At 65.0% G+C, this 20,012-nt stretch carries 15 protein-coding genes and 2 pseudogenes; 6 read left to right on the forward strand and 11 right to left on the reverse strand.

Going from position 1 to position 20,012, the window contains the following annotated elements:
- Window positions 1-87: 87 nt before the first annotated feature.
- The 4 genes and pseudogenes from MHZ91_RS14200 to MHZ91_RS28375 form a co-directional block, all read right to left on the reverse strand.
- Window positions 88-1,068 carry a FecR domain-containing protein gene (locus MHZ91_RS14200; RefSeq protein WP_239214230.1) on the reverse strand — a complete coding sequence of 327 codons (981 nt, stop codon included), beginning with the start codon at window positions 1,066-1,068 and terminating at the stop codon, window positions 88-90.
- The gene (locus MHZ91_RS14205; protein ID WP_175139302.1) at window positions 1,065-1,571 is read right to left on the reverse strand and encodes a sigma-70 family RNA polymerase sigma factor; all 507 of its coding nucleotides are present in this window, start codon (window positions 1,569-1,571) and stop codon (window positions 1,065-1,067) included. Before MHZ91_RS14205 ends, MHZ91_RS14200 begins: the two co-directional genes overlap by 4 nt.
- Window positions 1,572-1,829: 258 nt before the next feature.
- Window positions 1,830-8,303 (reverse strand): autotransporter domain-containing protein, encoded by a 6,474-nt coding sequence (locus MHZ91_RS14210; protein WP_239214231.1) that lies wholly within the window; start codon window positions 8,301-8,303, stop codon window positions 1,830-1,832.
- 138 nt (window positions 8,304-8,441) lie between these two features.
- A pseudogene (locus tag MHZ91_RS28375) lies at window positions 8,442-8,531 on the reverse strand (ESPR domain-containing protein); the annotation flags it as partial.
- 250 nt (window positions 8,532-8,781) lie between these two features.
- Between MHZ91_RS28375 and MHZ91_RS14215 the strand changes: the two are divergent.
- The 6 genes from MHZ91_RS14215 (at window position 8,782) to pdxK (ending at window position 13,149) form a co-directional block, all read left to right on the forward strand.
- Complete coding sequence (locus MHZ91_RS14215) at window positions 8,782-9,744, forward strand: tripartite tricarboxylate transporter substrate binding protein (RefSeq protein WP_239214232.1); 963 nt, start codon at window positions 8,782-8,784, stop codon at window positions 9,742-9,744.
- Between the two features lie 28 nt (window positions 9,745-9,772).
- Complete coding sequence (locus MHZ91_RS14220; RefSeq protein WP_239214233.1) at window positions 9,773-10,417, forward strand: glutathione S-transferase family protein; 645 nt, start codon at window positions 9,773-9,775, stop codon at window positions 10,415-10,417.
- A gap of 10 nt (window positions 10,418-10,427) precedes the next feature.
- Window positions 10,428-11,210, forward strand: coding sequence for an aldolase (locus tag MHZ91_RS14225; RefSeq protein ID WP_105239914.1), 783 nt, complete (start codon window positions 10,428-10,430; stop codon window positions 11,208-11,210).
- Window positions 11,211-11,288: 78 nt separating this feature from the next.
- Entirely contained in the window at window positions 11,289-11,843 is a 555-nt protein-coding gene (locus MHZ91_RS14230) for a helix-turn-helix domain-containing protein (RefSeq protein WP_056563890.1), read from the forward strand.
- A gap of 45 nt (window positions 11,844-11,888) precedes the next feature.
- Window positions 11,889-12,254: a cupin domain-containing protein gene (locus tag MHZ91_RS14235; protein ID WP_175185756.1), complete on the forward strand. Its 366-nt coding sequence runs from the start codon at window positions 11,889-11,891 to the stop codon at window positions 12,252-12,254.
- Window positions 12,255-12,285: 31 nt separating this feature from the next.
- Window positions 12,286-13,149, forward strand: a complete 864-nt coding sequence (gene pdxK / locus MHZ91_RS14240) for a pyridoxine/pyridoxal/pyridoxamine kinase (RefSeq protein WP_239214234.1) — start codon at window positions 12,286-12,288, stop codon at window positions 13,147-13,149.
- Between the two features lie 32 nt (window positions 13,150-13,181).
- On the opposite strand, the gene cynS is transcribed toward pdxK, so the two are convergent.
- The 7 genes and pseudogenes from cynS to MHZ91_RS14275 form a co-directional block, all read right to left on the reverse strand.
- Window positions 13,182-13,625, reverse strand: a complete 444-nt coding sequence (gene cynS, locus MHZ91_RS14245; protein WP_056324548.1) for a cyanase — start codon at window positions 13,623-13,625, stop codon at window positions 13,182-13,184.
- 9 nt (window positions 13,626-13,634) lie between these two features.
- Window positions 13,635-14,429: an ABC transporter ATP-binding protein gene (locus tag MHZ91_RS14250; RefSeq protein ID WP_175185754.1), complete on the reverse strand. Its 795-nt coding sequence runs from the start codon at window positions 14,427-14,429 to the stop codon at window positions 13,635-13,637.
- Between the two features lie 5 nt (window positions 14,430-14,434).
- On the reverse strand, window positions 14,435-15,277 hold the full coding sequence (ntrB, locus tag MHZ91_RS14255; RefSeq protein ID WP_175124391.1) for a nitrate ABC transporter permease: 843 nt from the start codon (window positions 15,275-15,277) through the stop codon (window positions 14,435-14,437).
- Complete coding sequence (locus MHZ91_RS14260; protein ID WP_239214235.1) at window positions 15,277-16,638, reverse strand: CmpA/NrtA family ABC transporter substrate-binding protein; 1,362 nt, start codon at window positions 16,636-16,638, stop codon at window positions 15,277-15,279. The genes ntrB and MHZ91_RS14260 overlap by 1 nt, the downstream gene beginning before the upstream one ends.
- Window positions 16,639-16,770: 132 nt before the next feature.
- The gene (locus MHZ91_RS14265; RefSeq protein ID WP_056563872.1) at window positions 16,771-17,409 is read right to left on the reverse strand and encodes a response regulator transcription factor; all 639 of its coding nucleotides are present in this window, start codon (window positions 17,407-17,409) and stop codon (window positions 16,771-16,773) included.
- A 13-nt stretch (window positions 17,410-17,422) separates the two neighbouring features.
- On the reverse strand, window positions 17,423-18,565 hold the full coding sequence (locus MHZ91_RS14270) for a PAS domain-containing sensor histidine kinase (protein WP_218344398.1): 1,143 nt from the start codon (window positions 18,563-18,565) through the stop codon (window positions 17,423-17,425).
- 661 nt (window positions 18,566-19,226) lie between these two features.
- Window positions 19,227-19,952: pseudogene (locus tag MHZ91_RS14275) on the reverse strand (phospholipase A); the annotation flags it as partial.
- Window positions 19,953-20,012 lie beyond the last annotated feature (60 nt).

Here is a 20,012-nt window from a genome sequence, read left to right on the forward strand (position 1 = left end):
TTCCCTGTAGGCCGGTCGAAACCGCAAATCCCCTCACTTTTCATGAAAAAAAAACTTGGCAGCCGCAAAACCGGGTGAGGACGGGCTTCACGCGGGCCCGACGGCAACCCAGTAGCGGGTCCTGTAGCGCAGCCGGATCGGCAATGTCTGCGCCAGGAACGCAAGCGTCCGGTCGGTGTCGTTCACATGATAGGTGCCCGACACGCGCAGATCGGCGACCTCAGGCGCACAACTGATGCGGCCATGGCGGTATCGCGACAATTCGGCCAACAGGTCCGCCAGCCGCATGTCCGTGCCCTCGATCGCGCCGTCCAGCCAGGCATCGGCCACCATGGCAGGCTGGCTCATCAGCCGCGCGCCCACGCGGTCCAGCCGTGCGGTCTGGCCTGTCTCGGCGATCACCGGGGCGCCACCGTCGGCGGGCCGCAGCGCGACGGCGTGCTGCTGCACGCTGACCCGGGCGTAATCGTCGTCCAGGCGCACTACGAATCGTGTGCCCAGCGCCTGGACTGCGCCGAACGGCGTGTGCACGAAGAACGGCCGCTTGATGGGTGACCGCGCATCGGCGCCGGTCTGGATCGAGATCTCGCCGCGATAGAGTACGAGCACGCGTTTGTCGCCTTCCATCCGGACGCCTACGGCGCTGTCGGTGTTCAGCGCCAGGAAAGTGCCGTCCTCGAGTGTCATGCGGTCGCGCACGCCCACACCGGTGCTTACGTCCGCCAGCATGCGCTGCCACGGGGTGTGCTCGCGCACGGCCCAGCCCGTGCCCGTCAGTCCGCCCAGCAGCAGCATGCCCTTGACCAAGGCACGGCGCTGCTGCCGTCGCGTGTCATGCGCCGTTCCCATGGCGATGAGCGTGTCCAGCGCCAGATCCTGCGGTACTGCAGTGAAATCGGCATTCAACGCTTGCATGCGCAACCAGGCCCGCTCATGCAGGGGCGCCGCGCCGCGCCAGCGCTCGAAGGCGGCACAGGTGTCGGGATCGGGTGAACCGAAGTTCAGTTTGACCGACCAGGCGATGGCCTCATCGACCACGGCGGCAGGAATCGTGGCGGCCTCGCTCACGCGTCACCAAACCGGTGGGCATAGCATTGGCGCAAGCCCGCCGCGACATAACGTTCGGCGGTGGCAAGAGAGACGCCCAGACGTTCGGCGATCTGTGGACAGCGCATGCCCTCCAGCTGCGCCCACAGAAAGGCCTGGCGCACCTTCGGCTTGAGGGAATCCAGCATTTGATCGATCTTGATGAGCGCCTCCAGCACCAGCATCCGGCTCTCGGGCGACGGCGCCAGTTCTTCGGGTGTGCGCGCCAGCACCGCGAGCCAGGCACGCTCGAGCTCGCTGCGGCGCCAGTGATCCACCAGCAGCCCGCGCGCGATCGTACTGAGATAGGCGCGCGGCTCGCGCGTCTCGATCACCGCCGGCCGGCCCAGCAAGCGGAGGAAAACGTCGTGAGCCAGGTCGGCGGCTTCGGAGGAATTGCCTACTTGCTTGCGAATCCAGCCCCGCAGCCATCCGTGGTGGTCCGCATAGAGCGTCTCGACTTGGGCCTGCTTCGTAAGGGACATCGCATGCGTTTGCAAATGATAATTATTCTTTATTGTAGAGAACTGCCGATGCGCAGGCAAGGCGGGAGGGGCGTTTGCCGTCGACCGTCCGTGCACGGGTGCCCGGCCCATTGTTGCTGAGCAAACGCCGCCGCAGGCAGCACCAACATGGGGTTCACGGATGGGGCGGCACGGCGTGCCTGCGCTTGAAACGGCAGGCCTCGCGTAGATTGAACACAAAAAAAACGGCCAAGGTCAAAGCCCTTGGCCGCTGATACATCAATAACGCCAGCGCACGTTCAGCGAGCCGGCATGTTCACGATTGCCGCCGCCGTACTGACCGTTGTAGGTCAGCGCTAGCGTGGTGTCACGCGACATGGCCATTTCGGCGCCCAGCTCCGCCAGCGCGGCATTGCGGGCAATGGGCGTGCCGGCCACCGTGAAGGACTGGCTGCCTTCGAACGCCAGGGTGCTCACTGAGGCCAGGCCGCCAAAAGCGTGGCGCCAGCCGGCCATGGCGTGCAGACGCGCCTCGGCGCTGCCCAGCTTGAAGTCGGTCTGCGTGCGCAGGCCCAGCGTGCTGCTGGTCTGCTTGTCGCTGCTGCTCTGACCGCTCAAGGCGGCCGAACCGCCCGACTCGGAGAATCCGCGCGTGCGCAGATCGCTCCAGGCAAAGCCGACGAAGGGCTCGAGACGCGTGCTGTCGGTCAAGGACATCGAATAGCCCAGTTCGGTAAAGAGCTGGGTGGTATTCGCGCCGTAATCGGCCATCAGTTTTTCCTGCTCACCGGCCACGCTGGCATAACGCTTGGTGCTCACGTCATGCCAGGTGTAGGCAGCACCGGCCAGGAAATTCAGCTTGCCGGCACCGACGGCGAACGACTTGCCGCCGTACAGGGTGGCGCTGTAGCCTGACACATCGGCCTGCGAGGAACGGTCATCGACGCGGATCTTGCTGTCGGTGTAGCCGACAGCACCACCCAGACGCCAGCCGCTGTGGCCCACTTCGTGGTCAGCGCCGATGAACACGCCGCCCGTGTGCTGACGCACTTGTGCGGAGTTGCCGTTGTCCTTCTGCGTCTGCCAGTTGCCCACCAGCTCGGCCCAGGCCGGCTGTGCGTTCGACGACGGCAGGGCCGAGGCCGGCAGCGGGCCGCCGGCTTGTGCGGTCGGCGCGCCCGGGCTCATGCCGGCATTCAGGTTCAGGCGCAGACGCTGCATCGGCAGGGTGCGCGGCGACGAGGTGCCGCCCAGCAGGTTGGATACCACACTGGCGTGCGCCTCACCGGTCAGACTGTTGAACACCTCGGGCGGCAAGCCCTCGGGCAGGGTCAGGACGTACTCATGCAGCGCGCTGCCCGAGGGCAGGCTGTCCAGCGCTTTGGCCACCGAACGCTGGTTCGACGTATTGGCCGCGTCTTCAAAGCGGATCGGCGTATTCGGCGTGACCTGCTTGCGCTCCAGTTGCAGCGTGACGTTCTTGTCGGTGTAGCTCAACGTCGGGTCGAGGTAGGCGTAGTTGGACGATACGGTGTCAAACCTACCGTTGACGCTGTTGGCCGTCAGGATGGTGTACTGGCGCGTGGTCGCGAAGTTGCCCTCCGGCCCGATGTGGACCACGGAGCCGGCCAGCGTGGCCAGGCCCGTGACATCCACACGCGAACTGAGCGACGACGCGGGGTCCGCCGACACGGCGTAAATGGAACCCGGCGAGAAGGTCAGGTCACCGGCGACCTTCAAGGGGCCTGTGATTGCGCCCGGCGTCAGCACAGCGCCGCTCTGCAATGTGGTCGTGCCGACCTGGCCCGAACCCGACAGCCACGAGCCGCTGGCGACGTTCACGGCGCCGCCCAGCACGCTGCCAGCCGCCACGTTCAAGCCGCCGGACTGTACCGAAACGGTGCCCGAGTAGGCGCTGCCATTGCCCGACAGATTCAGGACACCGCCGCCCGTCTTGGTCAGATTGCCCGAACCGGTCAGTTTGCTGGCGATGTTGAAGGCCGTATCGGCCGCCACTTCGAGACCGCTCGACGCGGTGACCGCGACGCTGCGATCGGTGGCGAAGCTGCCCGTCGTGGCCAACGTGCCGCCGCTCAGGGTCAGGTTGCCGTCCACATTGCCCAGGTTGCTGTCCTTGGCCACCGAAAGCACGCCCGAGCGCACTTCCGTGCCGCCGGTGTAGCTGTTGTCGGCCGTCAGCACTAACGTGCCGGTATCGGTCTTGATCAGCTTGCTGGCGCCCGTCAGCTTGGAGTCGATAGTCGCCGTGACAACCGGATCGGCATTCACAGTGCGCGCAAAGATCTGGCCTGCGCCGACGCGGATGACGGTTTCGCCGCCTGCGCCTTGCAGGGCAATCGAATCCCCCGTGATGCGATAGCCGTCGCTGGCCAGTTGCATGCCGGTCACGGCAACTTCGCCGTCCGCATTGCTGACCGTGACGGTGCCCGCCGTACCTTGGAAGATGGCAAAGGTCGGAGCCGGTTGCAGGCTGCCATTGATGGCGCCGTCGACATCGGTCCAGTTGCGGCCGCTGGCGGTCCACACGCCCGAGCCGCCATCGACCACGCCGTTGTCGTGCTTGCTGCCGTCGGCGCCGTCCCAGAAGCTCAGGGTCGCGCCGCCGGTCGAGATCAGGTTGACCTGACCTTTGACGGCGGACTGCACATACAGGTCGCTGGCCGCCACGCTGGCAGGCGTGCTGCCCACGGCCAGGCCGTTGTTGGTCAGCGTGCCGCCGTAATCAAAGAGGCGGTAGACACCCGCGCCAAAGCCGCCCTGGTCGGTGACATTGAGCGTGCCGTCCAGCGTCAGGTCACCGCCCACCTTGAACAGCGTGGCCGTCGACGTGCCGCCCAGCGCCACATTGACCTGGCTGTCCTGGCTGAGGGTCAAGGCGCCGCCGACGCTGAGCGTCTGGCCGTGTTTGCCTTCCAGCGCGCCGCCAGCCAGCGTCAGGTTGCCGCCGATGGTGCCCGTGCCGGTGACCACGCCCAGATTGCTGCCCGTGGCATTGCCACTCAGGATGCCATCGACTTGCAGACGGCCACCCAGAACCGATGCCGAGCCGCCGAGCTTGCTGGCGACCACCAGGGTGCCATCCTTGACTTCAGACAGGCCGGTGAACGCGCTGCTGTCCGCGCTCAGCGTCAGCATGCCGCTGCCGGTTTTGGCGAAGAGGCCCGCGCCAGCGAGCTTACCGCCGTAGGTCGTATCGGTCGCCTGCTTGAAGCGCAGCGCGCCGTCGACCGCAATCGAGGCATTGCCCTTGAAGACCTCGGCATTGGCCAGCAAGGTGCCCGTTTCAACAGTCCAGTCCAGCGCATTCTGGCCCGATAGGGTCAGCGAACCGCTGCCACGTTTGGTCATCGTGCCCGTACCCGTCACCGCGCCGCTGAAGTTGCCGTCCACGCTCTGGTTGAAGACCACCGAGCCGGTGTTGTACAGATCCCCCTGAATGGAAGCCGTGTTGCCCACCAGCGTTCCAGCCAGCACATTCGTGCCGGCATAGCTGTTGTTGCCGGTCAGCACCAGCATGCCCGCGCCCGACTTCTCCAGCAGCGCATTACCGGCGATCGCGCCCTGCAGGCCCAGCTCCGTACCCGCCGCGACCTCGATCTGCCCCGCTTGCGACAAGGTGATGGCGCGTTCGCTGACGAAGCTGCCCGTCGTCAACAGCTTGCCGCCATTGAACGTCAGGCCACCTGCGGCCGCGCCCAGATTGCTGTCCTTGGAAATGGACAGCACGCCGGAACGGATTTCAGTGCCGCCGGTATAGCTGTTGTTGCCTGCCAGCACCAGCGTGCCGGTATCGGTCTTGGCAAGTTTGCTGTCGCCGGTCAGTTCGGCCGCGATCGTGCCGATGACATTGGCGTCAGGCACGGCGCGCACGAAGATGGGAGCGGCCGCACCGACGCGGATGATGGTCTCGCCGCCCGCACCCGCCAGAGCAATCGAATCACCCTCGATGCGATAGCCATCGCTGGCCAATTGCATGCCGGTCACGCCAATGGCGCCCGCCGATGCATCCACTGTCACCGTCCCCGCCGCGCCTTGGAACACGGCAAACGTCGGGTTGGGCTGATACTTGCCGTTGACTGTGGCGTCGATGCTGGTCCAGTTCTGGCCATCGGCTCGCCACGTGCCCGTGCCGCCGTCGATGGATTTGTTGTCGTGCAACGCGGTATTGCCGCCATCCCAGAAGCTCAGTTGCGCGCCGGAGGTATTGGCCAAGTTGATCTGACCAGCCACAGCCGTCTGGATGCGCAAATCGTCGGTGGTCACGCCGCCGGGCACCGAGCCCAAGGCGAGCGTGTTCGAGGTCAGGGCGCCGGTGTAGTCGAACAGACGGTAAACGCCTGCCCCGAAGCCGCCCAGATCGGTCACGTTCAGGGTGCCGGCCAGCGCCAGATCGCCACCGACCTTGAACAGGCTGTTGGTCGTGGTGTTGGCGCCCATCGCCACGTTGATCTGGCTGGTCTGGCTCAGGGTCAGGTCTCGACCGACCGTCAGGGTCTGGCCCTGCTTGCCGGCAAGCACACCACCGTTTAGGGTCAGGCTGCCGTTGATATTGCCGCCGCCGCCAATCAGGCCCGCATTGCTGGCGTCGACATTGCCGTCCAGCGTGCTGTTGACCAGCAAACTACCGCCTAGCACCGAGGCCGAGCCGCCCAGCGCGTTGTTCACCACCAGCGTGCCGGCCTTGATATCCGTGCTGCCAATAAAGCCGCTGTTATCGCCTTGCAGCGTCAACAGACCACTGCCGGCCTTGGCCAGCAAGCCGCTGCCGAACACCTGGCCGGCGTAGGCACCGTCCGTGTCCTGTTCGAAACGCAGGATGCCCTGGCTGTTGATCTGCGCGTTGCCCTTGTAGACATCCGAGGTGCTGCGCAGGGTGCCAGCTTCAATGGTCCAGTCGTTCGTGCTGGAACCGCTCAGGGTCAGGGTTGACGAGCCCATCTTGGCAATCGCGCCCGTGCCGGTAATCGCGCCGCTATAGGTGCCGTTGACTTCCTGATTGAAGATCACGGCGCCCTGGTTGTACAGATCGCCCCGGATCGACGCGCTGCTGCCGACCAGCTTGCCGGCCAGCACATTCGTGCCGGCATAGCTATTGTTGCCACTCAAGACCAGAACGCCGGTGCCCAGCTTCTCCAGTGCGGCATTGCCGGTGACCGGGCCTGCCAGGCTGACTTCCGTCGCTTCCGCCACGTCGATCTGGCCTGCCTGCAGCAGGCTGACCGCCCGGTTGCTGGCAAACGTGCCGGTCGCGACCAGCTTGCCGCCATTGAAAATCAAATCGCCTTGCGCCGCGCCCAGGTTGGCGTCACGCGACACCGACAGCTGGCCACCATCCAACGTAACGCCACCCTCGAAGGTATTGCTTCCAGTGATCGTCAAGGTGTTGTTGTTCTGTTTGACCAGACGGCCCTGCGAACCGCTGATCACACCCGACAGCGTCAGGTCGTCGCTGCTGTTGACTGCCAGCGACGAACCAAGCTCGATGTCCTTGCCGATCTCCATTTGCGCCAGTGGATTCAGCGTACTAACACCAGAGACCTTGATGCTGCCGCTGCCCAGGGCAGCGAGGTTATAGAACGCCAGGGTGCCGCCCTGCAGTTCCGTCTTGCCGGTATAGGCGTTGCTGTTCTGATTCAGCGTGAGCGTGCTGGTGTCCGACTTGATCAAGGAACCGCTGCCCGAGATGGGACCGCTCAGCGTCAAATCGGCTGTGCCCGCAACGGTCAGGCCGTTGTCTCCGAGCGAGATAGTGTTGGCAACCGTCAAACCGTCCAGCGAAGCCTTCAGCGTGCCGCCATTGGCGCTGATGGCGCCGGCACCAAACGCAGCGCTGTTGGTGATGCTGAGCGCCCCGCCATTGAGCGCGGTCGAGGTGGAGCCGGTCAGCACCTGGCCCATCATCGTCCAGGTGCCGCTATTGACCTCAAGACGGCTGAAATTGGTGTAGTTGGCGCTGGAAATCGCGCCGGAACCAGCGGTGCCGGAGTTGGTGTTGTTTTCGAGTTTCAGCAGATTGCTGCCGCCCCCGCCGCCGTCGATCTGGCCAGTCGGCGCATAACTCACGTTGAGCCCAAGGATAGGCGTTGGGGATGCAACGCCAAGGCCCGAGACCGATGAGCCAGTCACCGCAACAAAGGTGTTATTGCCGCCGCCGGCGCCTAACCAGACGCTACCGTTGATGGAGCCTGCATTGGTGAAGGTATTGCCGGTTGCGTTCGCCTGAAACGCGACACGGCCGGTGATCGTGGCGCCCAGGGTGTTGGTCATCGAGACCCGGGAGCCACCATACACGACGACAACCGGCGTATCGGCGTCATTCAGCGTCAGGCCCAATAGCCCCTTGGAGCCAATATTGCCGGTGTTGGTGATGGTAGTTGTCCCACTGGCTCCGTTGCGGACCGCCAGCGCCACACCCGTGACGGCCGGGCTCGTCGGGGATTGAACATCGCCGGTGCCACGCATGGTCCCGCTGTTGGAGATGTTGACAATGCTGTTGTTCGAATTGCCGATCGTCACGCCGCTGGTCAACAAGGACACCAGGCCGATACCCGAGGGATCGATCTCCCCGGCATTGCTGAACCTCACATTATTGCCGTTCAGGTTGACCGCGGTAGTCTGACCCAGGCCCGGCGTGACCAGGGCCCCAGCCAGCACGTTGACCGTCAGGTTATTGACCGGGGTGGTAATCCCGGTGGTGATGAAGCCGGCGCAATTGGTTGTCTGATTCGCCACAAATGGATCGCAAGCGGCCTGCGCCGACAGGGGCACAGCCACCAGTACGCTGAAAGCGGCAGCGATCGCCAGACTCAACCCTCGGATGCGCGGCAGGGCGCTAACGTTAACGTCTCCAAGGTCTGCACCACTACCAGCCGCTCCCTTGCCGCGCGCACGCGCGATTTCAGGGACAGCCACCCAGGCGCCCAAGGCCTGATTCCAAATCGAACGGAAAGTCTTGTTCATGTCGTTTAATTTCTGTTTTTTGCAACAAATCGTCAAATAAAGGCCAAATTTCGCGCTATTTGCAACGCCTAGTAACGTTTTAATTATAGGGACAGTAACGCTCCGTAAGCGACGAAAAACGGAGACTTTCCGGGCTTGATGACGGCTTTCTGAACAGGATTTCCCTAATCAAATTCCTCTTGCGGAAAATCAATGATCTATAGGACACTTTGTGTCATAGCGCCGCGACGGCGCACACAAGGGGAATGGCATGAAGGTCTTGAGCTTGGTGGCCGCACTGGCGACAACAGCAGCTATGTCCGGAGGCGCGCAGGCCGCGTTTCCTGACCGCCCGATCCGGTTAGTGGTGCCGTTTGGCGCCGGCGGCATCACGGATATCGTTGCCCGACAGGTGGGCAAGGGAATGGGCGACGTGTTGGGGCAGGGGATCGTGATCGAGAACCGGCCCGGCGCGGGTGGCGTGATCGCGGCGCAGGTGGCAGCCACGGCGCCGGCCGATGGCTACACGATCTTCATGGGGACGGTGGGCACGCAGGTCGTGAATCCGCTGATCTACAGCAAGCTCAGTTACGACGCGGACAAGTTTGCGCCGGTGGGCATGGTGTCCGGATCGCCGTACCTGCTGGCCGTGCGATCGGGCGTGCCTGCGGCGTCGTTCGCCGAGTTCGTCAAATATGCCAAGGCCAATCCGGCCAAGCTGAATTTCGGCTCGGCGGGCAACGCCAGTTCGCCGCATCTGGGGTTGGAGCTGCTGAAGCTGACGGCGGTCGTCGACATTGTCCACGTGCCGTTCAAGAGCGGCAGCGAGGCCGTGAACGCGGCGATCGGCGAGCAAGTGGATGTGGTGATGGACGCCAGTCCGGTCATCATGCCGCACGTGGCGTCGGGCAAATTGCGTGCGCTGGCCGTTGCGTCCGACAAGCGGTTGCCGTCTGCCCCCGCTGTGCCGGCCAGCACCGAGGCTGGCGATGCGGGCCTGCAGATCAGCTCGTGGAACGCCTTCTTTGCGCCGGCGGGTACGCCGCCTGACGTGTTGGCCGCGTTGAATGCGGCTTTGCAGAAGACGCTGGCGTCGCCTGAGCTGAAGGAGCGGCTGGCCGCGCAGGGCACACAGCTGTACACGGGAACCCCCGACGAGTACCAGCGCTTCATTGGCGGCGAAAAGACCAAGTGGGCCGAAATCGTGAAGCGCGCCAATATCAAAATGGATTAGGCAACGCGCATATGAAAAGGAGCCTTATATGAACAATGGGGTGACTCACCCGCTGGCGGGCAAGCCGCTGGAGCTGGCGGATACGCTGCGATCGGGCAACGCCTGGAAGATCCGGCTGGCCTGCGGGCTGATGGGCCTGCCGGTCAAGCGGCGCACGTTCGACATCGTCCAGGGCGACCTGGAAACCGATGCGTTCGCGCGCATCAATCCGTGGCGGCAGGTGCCCGCGTTGTTGACGCCGGAGGGGCAATGGCTGGCGGAGTCGCAAGCCATTCTCTGGTATCTGGGAAAAGGGACGTCCTGGCTGCCCGAAGGCCGGCTGCCACAAGCGCAGGTGTTGAGTTGGCTGAGCTTCGAGCAGACCCAACACATGCACGCCTTCGCGCAGCCGCGCCTCTTGATCCACCTGCGCCAGACCGCAAAAAAAGACGATCCGGAGATGGTGGCGTGGCGCGTTACCGGCATGAAGGCCGCCGCGCTGATGGACGCTCACCTGGCGGGCCGCGACTACCTGGTGGGCACGGCGCCGACCATCGCGGATATCGCGCTGTACCCTTACACGAGCATGGCCGAAGAGGGCGGTTATGACCTGTCCGGCTTTGCGCACATTACAGCCTGGCTGGCGCGCATGCGCGCAGTGCCCGGATTTACGCCGTTGATCGAAACGACATGACGGAGACATGATGGCCGATACGATGCACTTGGGAAAAGACGAACTGATCGCGCGCGCGCAGGCGGAAATGCAGCGCCAGTTCGAGACCCCGCAATGGACGTTGCGCGAGCGGCTGGCGCTGACCTGCCGCATCCTGTTCGACGGCGGGCACGATTCGGGCCTGGCGGGCCAGATCACCGCGCGCGCGCCCGAACCCAACCGGTACTTCACGCAGCGTTTAGGACTGGGCTTTGACGAGATCACGGCCAGCAATCTGCTGCTGGTCGATGAAGACCTCGTGGTGCAGGAAGGCGGCGGCATGCCGAATCCGGCGAACCGCTTCCATTCGTGGATCTACCGCGCGCGTCCTGACGTCAACTGCATCATCCACACGCACCCGCTGCACGTGGCGTCGCTGTCGATGCTGGAGGTCCCGCTGGAGGTCTCGCACATGGACAACTGTCCGCTTTACGGCGACGTGGCCTTTCTGAAGGACTGGCCCGGCGTGCCGGTGGGCAACGAGGAAGGCGTGATCATTTCCAAGGCGCTGGGCGACAAGCGCGCCATCCTGCTGTCGCACCACGGCATGCTGATCGCAGCCGGGACGGTGGAAGAGGCCTGCGTGCTGGCGCTGCAGTTCGAGCGCGCGGCGCGCATGCAGCTGCTGGCCATGGCCGCCGGCAAGATCCAGCCGATTCCGCCCGAACTGGGGCACGAGGCGCACGACTGGATCCTGACGCCCAAGCGGTCGCAGGTGGGGTTCTCGTATTACGCGCGCCGGGCGCTGCGGACGCACGCCGACGTGCTGAGCTGACGAGGGCGGGGCGGGGCCGCTCGACGGCGACGCCCTTTTGGGGCATTCTTGCCGGTTGTATTTGCGCCTTTCCGCCCCATGATCGACCTGCCGCACCGCCTACGCACCTTGCGCCGCCAGCAAAGCCTGTCCCTGGAACAGCTTGCGCAGCGCACGGGATTGACCAAGAGCTACCTCTCGAAGCTGGAGCGGGGCCTGAGCGAGCCCTCGATCTCGACGGTCCTGCGCCTGGCAGAGGCCTATGGCGTGGGCGTGTCGCAACTGGTGGGCGCGGACGACGCCGCGCAGGATGAAGTGGTCAGCGTGGTCCGGGTTGCCGACCGCGAGGCCCTGCAACGCCGCGGCCTGGGCAGCGAATATCATTACGAGTCGCTGGCTGGCCGCCGCAAGGTCAAGGCGATGGAGCCTTTCGTCGTCCATCCGCCGCGCGAATTTCCGGACGCCGCGGCCGTATTCCCCCACCCGGGCGAGGAATTCCTGCTGGTGCTCAAAGGCGCCATCGAAGTCCACGTGGGCGAACGCCAGTTCCGCCTGGAGACCGGCGACTCCGTCTATTTCGACTCCGAACTTCCGCACCGCATGCGCACTGTCAGCCGTGCGATGGCCGAAGTGCTGGTGGTGGCGGCGCACTGAGCGCGCGGGCGGCGTATCGAATCCATGAATGACACAGGAATAACCATGAAGAACGATCAATCGCGGCTCGTCCGCATCGATGCCGGCCCGATGAAGAACCCGGTGCCCGGCAAGCCGCGCCGTCCGATCTCGGGCGATGCCGCCTTCCGTACCGTGACCGCGTTTGAAGGCAACGCCGGCAAGGCGGAAGCTGGCGTGTGGGAAAGCACGGCCGGATCGTTCCAGTCCAACACCACCGGCTACATCGAGTTCGGCTACATCGTCGAAGGCGCGGCACGCCTGGTGGACCCGGACGGCACGGTGCATGAGCTGACGGTGGGCGAGGCCTTCGTCATGCCTGAGGGCTACACCGGCCGCTGGGAAGTGGACGAGTTCGTCAAGAAGATCTATTTCATTACCCGCATGGCCTGAAGCCGTCGGCCTGTACCCAGGAGCCATCCTCATGACCGCAATTCCCGCTGCCCCCGCGCCGGGCGCAGCGCTGCCCGCCCGCACCGCGCAGGTGGACGTCGTCTCGATCCAGTCCCAGGTCGTCTACGGCTATGTCGGCAACAACGCCGCGATGCCGGTGTTCCGCAAGGCGGGGCTGCGCGCGATTGCACTGCCCACCGTCATCCTGAGCAACACGCCGCACTATCCCACGCTGCATGGCGGGGCCGTGCCGCTGGACTGGTTCGAAGGCTTGCTGCAGGGGTTGAACGAACGGCGCGTGAGCCAGGTGGCGCGCGCGGTGGTCTGCGGGTATCTGGGGCAGCCGGGTCAGGCGAACCTGCTGGCGCAATGGCTGACGGACGTGCGCGCGTCGCGTCCGGAGCTGCGCGTATTCATCGATCCGGTCATGGGTGACCGCAACGACGGGCTCTACGTCAATGAAGGGCTGGTCGCGCAATACCGCGATCTGCTGGTGCCGTTGGCCGAGGGCATGACGCCCAATCATTTCGAGCTGGAATTGCTGGTTGGCCGGGCGCTGTCGTCGGTGGACGAGGTGGTGGCCGCGGCGCGCGAACTCATGGCACGCGGGCCGACCTGGATCGTCGTGACCAGCGCCGCGCCGATGGCCGCCGCGCCCGGCACACTGCAACTGGTGGCCGTGACGCGGGATGACGCCACGGTGGTCACGCATCCGGAGATCGCCATTCCGCCGTCGGTGCATGGTACGGGCGACGTGTTCATGGCGGGCGTCGCGTCGCGGCTGCTGAACGGGCTGGACCTCATCGAGGCGGTGCGCGAAGCGGCGGCCCAGGTCACGGTGACGCTGGAGCGCACCCGCGAACTGGGCTGGGAAGAACTGGCCGCCGAAGGCTAGCGACAGGCGGGACTTGTCCCGCCTTGCCCGCTTCAGTACGTCTTGTACGGCAGGAATTTGCCGCTCATCACGATCTGCACCCGGTCACCCTTGGGGTCGGCTTCGCGCGACAGATCCATCTTGAAGTCGATGGCGCTCATGATGCCGTCGCCAAACTCTTCATTGATCAGCGCCTTGAACGTGGTGCCATAGACGTTGATCAGTTCATAGAAGCGGTAGATCAGCGGGTCGGTGGGCACGGTGCTGGGCAGCGAGCCCTTGTAGGGCACGACCTGCAACTGCACGACGGCGTCTGCAGGCAGATCCAGTACGCGGGCGGCGGCCTGCGCCTGTTCCTCGGTCATGGTCATCTGGCCCAGCAGCGCGGCGGTGGTCCATTCCTTGCTCTGGCCGACGGCTTCGGCGATGGCGCCCCATGACAGCTTTTTTTCCAGCTTGCGGGTGACGACGAGTTCGGTGACTTCAGCGCGGGACATCATGATGGTTCACTCCTTGTGATGGGCCTTGTCGACCAGGAAGTCGACGAGATGGTTGCGGATGTCGTAATAGCGGGGTTCGTGATGCAGGCTGGCGCGCGTGCGGTCGCGCGGCAGGTCCACGGTGACGGATTCGGCAATGCGGGCGTACGGACCCGCGCTCATGAGCAGGATGCGGTCGGACAGCAGGATGGCTTCGTCTACGTCGTGCGTAATCATGAAAACGGTCTGGCGGGTTTCCTGGACGATGGCGCGCAACTCGTCCTGGATGGCGCCGCGCGTCAGCGCGTCCAGGGCGCCAAAGGGTTCGTCCAGCAGCAGCATCTTGGGCTGGATGGCAAACGCGCGGGCGATGCCGACGCGCTGCTTCATGCCGCCAGACAGTTCGCAAGGTTTCTTGCCGGCGGCGTGACCGAGGCCAACCATGTCGAGGTAACGCTGGCTGTGCACGCGGACCTGTTCGCGGTTGTAGGCCGGCCAGCGCGATCGCACGCCGAATTCCACGTTCTGCAGCGCCGTCAGCCACGGCAGCAGCGCGTGCGCCTGGAACACGACGCCGCGTTCAAGCGACGGCCCCGCGACCTCGCGGCCGTCCATGATGACGATGCCTTCGTTGCTGTCGTCGATACCGGCCAGCACGTTCAGGATGGTGGTCTTGCCGCAGCCAGAGTGGCCGATGACGCAGACGAACTGGCCCTTGTCGATCTGGAAGTCGATGTTCTCGAACACGGGCGGCTGCGGACGGCCATCGCGTCCGGGATAGCGCTTGCCCAGCCCTTGGACCTGCAGGAAAGATTGGCTCATGCGCGTTACTCCCGATAGCTCACCAGCCGGGCGGCGCGCGCCAGCAGGTTGTCCAGCAGCATGCCGATCAGCCCGATGAAGAAGATCGCGCAGATGATGTTGGAGATGGACAGGTTGTTCCACTCGTTCCAGACGAAGTAGCCGATGCCCGTGCCGCCGATCAGCATTTCGGCAGCGACGATCACCAGCCATGCGATGCCGACCGAGATGCGCATGCCGGTCATGATGGTGGGCGCCGCGGCGGGCAGGATGACCTGCAGCGCCGTGCGCAGCCGCGACACTTCCAGCGTGCGCGCCACGTTCAACCAGTCCTGCCGCACGGCGCCTACGCCGAACGCCGTGTTCACCAGCATGGGCCATAGCGAGCAGATGAAGATCACGAAGACGGCGGAAGTGTTGGCGTCCTTGATGGTGTAGAGCGCCAGCGGCATCCACGCCAATGGCGAGATCGGCTTGAGCACCTGGATGAAGGGGTCGAACGCGCGGTACACCGTGCGCGACATGCCGATCAAAAATCCCAGCGGGATCGCGACCAGCGCGGCCAGGCCGAAGCCAGTCAGCACCCGCGCGACGGAGTAACCCAGCTGGATTCCGATCCCCTTGTCGTTCGGTCCGCGATCATAGAACGGGTCCTTCAGGTGCTGCCACAACTGCGCGCCGACCTCGGCAGGACCGGGAAACGGCGTCTTGGACCCGCTGGCCGCGGCATTGCCGACCAGCGCGGCGTAGGCCGGATCCACCGTCGCCTCGCCCGCATCGGGGCGGGTGGCGGCGTGCCACAGCAGCAGAAACGCCAGGAACAGGGCGACGGACAGGAACGTGGCCCGCCAGTGTTGCACGGACCCCATCAGGTCCTCCGGATCTTGAAGCTGGCGAGGTAGGCCTCGGGCTGGCTGGGATCGAAGGGCTTGCCCATGACGCTGAAGGTCTTGCCGGTTTCCGCGGGCGGGGTCAGCCCGGCTTCGCGCATCAGGCGCACGGCATCGGTGGCCAGGAAGACGTCGCTGGCGATCTTCTGATAGTCCACGTCACCCTTGACCTGGCCCCAGCGCTTCATCTGCGTCAGGATCCACACGGCGAACGACTGCCACGGCATGGGATCGAAGTCGATGCGGTTGGGATCGGTGATCACCTTGCCCAGGCCGTCTGCGTAGGTGCCGGTCAGCACCTGTTCGACCACCGTGACGGGCTGGTTCAGGTAGTTGGGGGCGGCGATGGCGGTGGCGATTTCCTTGCGGTTGGCGGGATTGCGGGCGTAGGCGGTGGCCTCGATGATGGCTTTCAGCAGGGCCTGATAGGTGTTGGGCATGGTGGTGACGAACTCCTTGCTGGCGGAGAACGCGCAGCAGGGGTGGCCGTCCCAGATGGCCTTGGACAGGGTGTGGATGAAGCCGACGCCGTCGTACACGGCGCGCTGGTTGACGGGATCGGGCGCCAGGAAGCCGTCGATGTTGTCGGCGCGCAGGTTGGCCACCATTTCGGGGGGCGGCACGGAACGGATCTGCACGTCGGTGTCGGGATCCAGGCCGTGTTCAGCCAGGTAGTAGCGCAACAGGTAGTTGTGCATGGAGTAATCGAAGGGGACGGCGAACTTGAAGCCCTTCCAGTCCTTCGGGTCGCGCCGGTCCTTGTGCTTCATGGACAGCGTGATGGCCTGGCCGTTGATGTTTTCGACGGCGGGCATGGTCCAGGGCACAGCGCGGCTGGCGCCGACACCCATCGAGATGGCAAGCGGCATGGGCGACAGCATGTGCGCGGCGTCGTATTCGCCGGACATGGCTTTGTCGCGGATGAGCGCCCAGCCGGCGGTCTTGACGACTTCGACGTCCAGGCCCTGCTTGCCGTAGAAGCCCATGGGGTGCGCCATGATGATGGGCGTGGCGCAGGTGATGGGGATGAAGCCGACCTTGAGTTTCTGCTTCTCCAGCGGGCCGGCGGTCTGCGCGAAAGCTTCCTTGGCGGCGGCCAGCGGAAAGATCGACGCAATGGCTGCCATGGCGGTGCCGCTGCCGACTGCGCGCAGGAAGCGCCGGCGCAGCGCATCCTGCGGGAACAGGGCGCGCATGACGGCCTGCTCGACGGCACTGGCGGCGGTGTCGCCCGTCAGACCGGTTTGCTCGGCGCGTTCGTGTTCGGCCTGCGAGGCGTGGCGGCCGCAGCCGCAGGCAAGGCGGCTGTTGGCGTCGAACGGATTGTTGAAGAGGGACATGGTGGCTCCTTCGATCGGGAATGGAGCCATCATGGGGCTGCGTGGCGGCAGCCGGTATCGCCGGTTCAACGATACGCGTGTAGGGGACTTACTACGTGGTGCGCGCGGTGCGCCGCGGTAGTGCGTTCGCGCTCAGATCGCACCCAACTGGTGCGTGTTGGCGTAGGAGACCAGTTCCACCAGGGTGCGGACGTTGAGCTTTTCGAAGATGCGGCTGCGGTAGGTGGAGATGGTGTTGACGGACAGCGCCAGCTGTTCACCGATGGCCGAGACGGAGCGGCCGGCAACGAGCAGTTGCAGGACCTGGAATTCGCGGTTGGACAGAAGTTCGTGCGGTGGGCGGGAGCTGTCCTGGCGGACGGTGTGGGCGAGCAGTTCGGCGACGGTGGGGGTGACGTACATCTTGCCTGCCGCAGCGTTGGTGAGCGCGGCCAGCAGTTCTTCGGGTTCGCAACCTTTGTTGAGGTAGGCGTGCGCGCCGGCGCGCAGGGCGCGGACCGCAAACTGGGATTCGGGGTAGACGGACAGCATGACGACGCCGAGTCCGGGGTGGTCGGCGCGCACGCTTTTCAACACGTCCAGGCCGTCGCGTTCGCCGAGGGCGACGTCCAGGACGATGGCGTCGTAATGCGCCTGGCGCAGGGCGCGCAGAGCGGCGGGGCCGTCGGCGGCTTCATGCACGAGGGCGACGCGCGGGTCTTCTTCAAGAATGCGAGCGAGGCCTCGGCGGATGATGAGGTGGTCGTCGACGATGAGCAGGTTCAGGGGCATGGCAGGGTTTCCTTCATGCGGCCAGCGGGTTCAGGCGCAGGCGGGCGCGCATGCCGGCGCCGGGGGCACTGTCCAGCGCAAGGTCGCCGCCGATGGCGCGGGCGCGCTCGCGCATCCCCAGGATGCCGAAGGTGTGGCGGTCTTCGGGCAACTGCATGCCGACGCCGTCGTCTTCGACGGTGAGAACGAGGCCGTCGGCGCCCCAGGCGGCGCTGACGCTGACGCTGCGTGCGCGGGCGTGCCGCTGCACGTTGGTAAGCAGTTCCTGGACGATGCGGTAGATGGCGATTTCAGCGTTGCGGTCGAGGCGCAGGCTTTCGGTGTCGGGGGGGCAGAGGTAACGGCATTGGAGGCCGCTGCGGGTTTGCAGGTCTTGCAGCAGGGCTTCGAGGGCGGCCCAGAGGCCAAGATGGTCAAGGACGACGGGGCGCAGGTCGTTGAGGATGCGGCGGGTGGCGCCCATGGCGGTCTGGGTGACGTCGAGCATGCGGTCGAGGTGCGTCTGCAGGGCGGGGGTGGCGCTTAGCTGGCGGCGCAGCCAGTTCAAATCCAGTTGCAGGGCGGTGAAGGAGGCGCCGAGGTCGTCGTGGATGTTGCGGGCGATGTGGGCGCGTTCTTCTTCGCGCAGGGTGCTCAGGTGGGAAGACAGGCGGCGCAGGGACTCGTGGGCGGCGCTGAGTTCAGCGGTGCGTTCGCCGACGCGGCGTTCTAGCAGGGCCTGGGTGTTTTGAAGCTCACGTTCGATGCCTTTGCGGGCGGTGATGTCGGAGAAGGTGACGACGGCGCCTACGACTTCCTGGTCGTTGCGGATGGGGTACGAGGCGTATTGAGCGTCGAAGCACGTGCCATCGCGGCGCCAGAGCACTTCGTCGTCGGCGCGTTCGCCTCGGCCGTCGCGGAAGGCTTTGAAGATGCGGCAGTCGTGGACCGGCATGAGGGTGCGGTCGGCGTGGGAGTGGTGGATGAGGTAGTGCATGTTGCGGCCGACGAGCTCATCGGGGGTGTAGCCGAGCATGTCGGCGCCGGCGCTGTTGATGAAGATGCATCTGCCGCGCAGGTCGATGCCGTAGATGCCTTCGCCGGCGGATTCCAGCAGCATTTCAAGCTGACGGCGCCAGGCGGCGTGGTGCGAGAGGTGCTTCAGGTCGGCGAACATGAATGGCCTGGTGCTTGTTGAATCTGCCGGGGAGTTGCCCCGGATCCCCTTGGTGCGCGGATTATTGGCTGCGCTTTTGCGCGGAGTTTACGGGAGTGGGTGGGAGTTGCGGGGGGAGTGAGGGAAATCCCTTCGTTGAATTTGGCGGCTTCGGTGCGAGTTCTTAAGACGCCCGGCGCGGCGGTGGCCTGGGTGCGCGGGGCTACGATTGCGGTCCGGAGCCTTCGCTCCGGACTGCCCCGTCGTCATCGTCGTTGTCGCCTTCGGCGACTGCCTTCCGATTCCCTCGGGCGCATCTACACGCCCCGCGCACCCAGGCCACCGCCGCACCGGGCTGCGTCGTATGAGGTCGTGCGGTCGGCGGGGAGGGTGGCTTGCTTGGCCTTCTTTTGAAGGTTGGTTGATGGCCGGAAGATCTTGCGGGGCTGCCAGATGTCGGCCGCGCGGGCGGCCTTATCTGACGTTCGGGGGGCTTGCGTCGACGGCTTCAAATCGTGGTGTCTGACACCCGCTGAGCCGGTCTCACAGTTTGACGATCCTGCTGCCTGGGTGTCTGACACCGGCCCGCTGACGGACGCGACATACTGAAGTGCGCGCAAAGCAAATCGCCGGCCTGACAGGCCGGCGATTTCATTTGACGCTTGCTTGCCGCATTGTGCGTTTACGGAATCAGCGACAAGCCCACGCGGAACTGGCTTTCGTTGCGCTGGTTGTAGCCCAGCAGCGTCTCGCCGTAGCCGTTGAAGTACTGCAGATGCAGGTACCCGTTCCAGTTCAGGAACGTACGGCGCAGCGGCCACGCGAAATCCAGCTGCGTCGTGCGACGCTTCTGATCTCCCTGGCGGTACATCGCCGAGACGACCGCGCCGTTGTCCTGGGCCCAGCGCAGTTGCCAGTCGACGTGGCCGGCGTAGTCGGCGTAGTCGCTGTTTTCCTTGGCGACGGCGAAGTAGGCCTTGACCTTGGGGGCGAAGGTGAGGGTGCTGCCGCTGTCGAAGCGGTAGTGGAAGCGCGGTTCGATGTAGCCGTCGTTGAGGGAGCGGGAGTCTTCGCCGTCCTTGCCGTTGGAGGCGTGTTCGACGCCGGTGTTCATGCCGAAGCGCCAGTTCTGGTTCTCGGATTTCCAGATGTCGTCGGTCATCCAGAACACGCTGGGATTGAACGTGGTGTCGATGAAGGGCTTGGAGTCGCTTTCCAGATCCCACAGCGAGGTCTGGGTGTAGCCCAGGTAGAAGTCGTCATGCCAGGTGTCTTCGCCGCCGCGCGGGCTGATCAGACGGTATTTGGCGCTGATCTGGAAGCGGGCGGTGGTGAGGCCGCGGGTGCCGACGGCGAAGTAGACGGGCTTGTAGGCGGAGAAGGCGCTTCGGAACTTGTCGAAGGCGGCCTGTTCGACGGTGGGCTCGATTCCCGCACCACAACCGGCTCAAAAAGCCCCGCGCATTGT

Origin of the sequence: Achromobacter sp. ACRQX, assembly GCF_022346505.1 — a bacterium.
GTDB classification, from domain to species: Bacteria; Pseudomonadota; Gammaproteobacteria; order Burkholderiales; family Burkholderiaceae_B; genus Achromobacter; species Achromobacter animicus.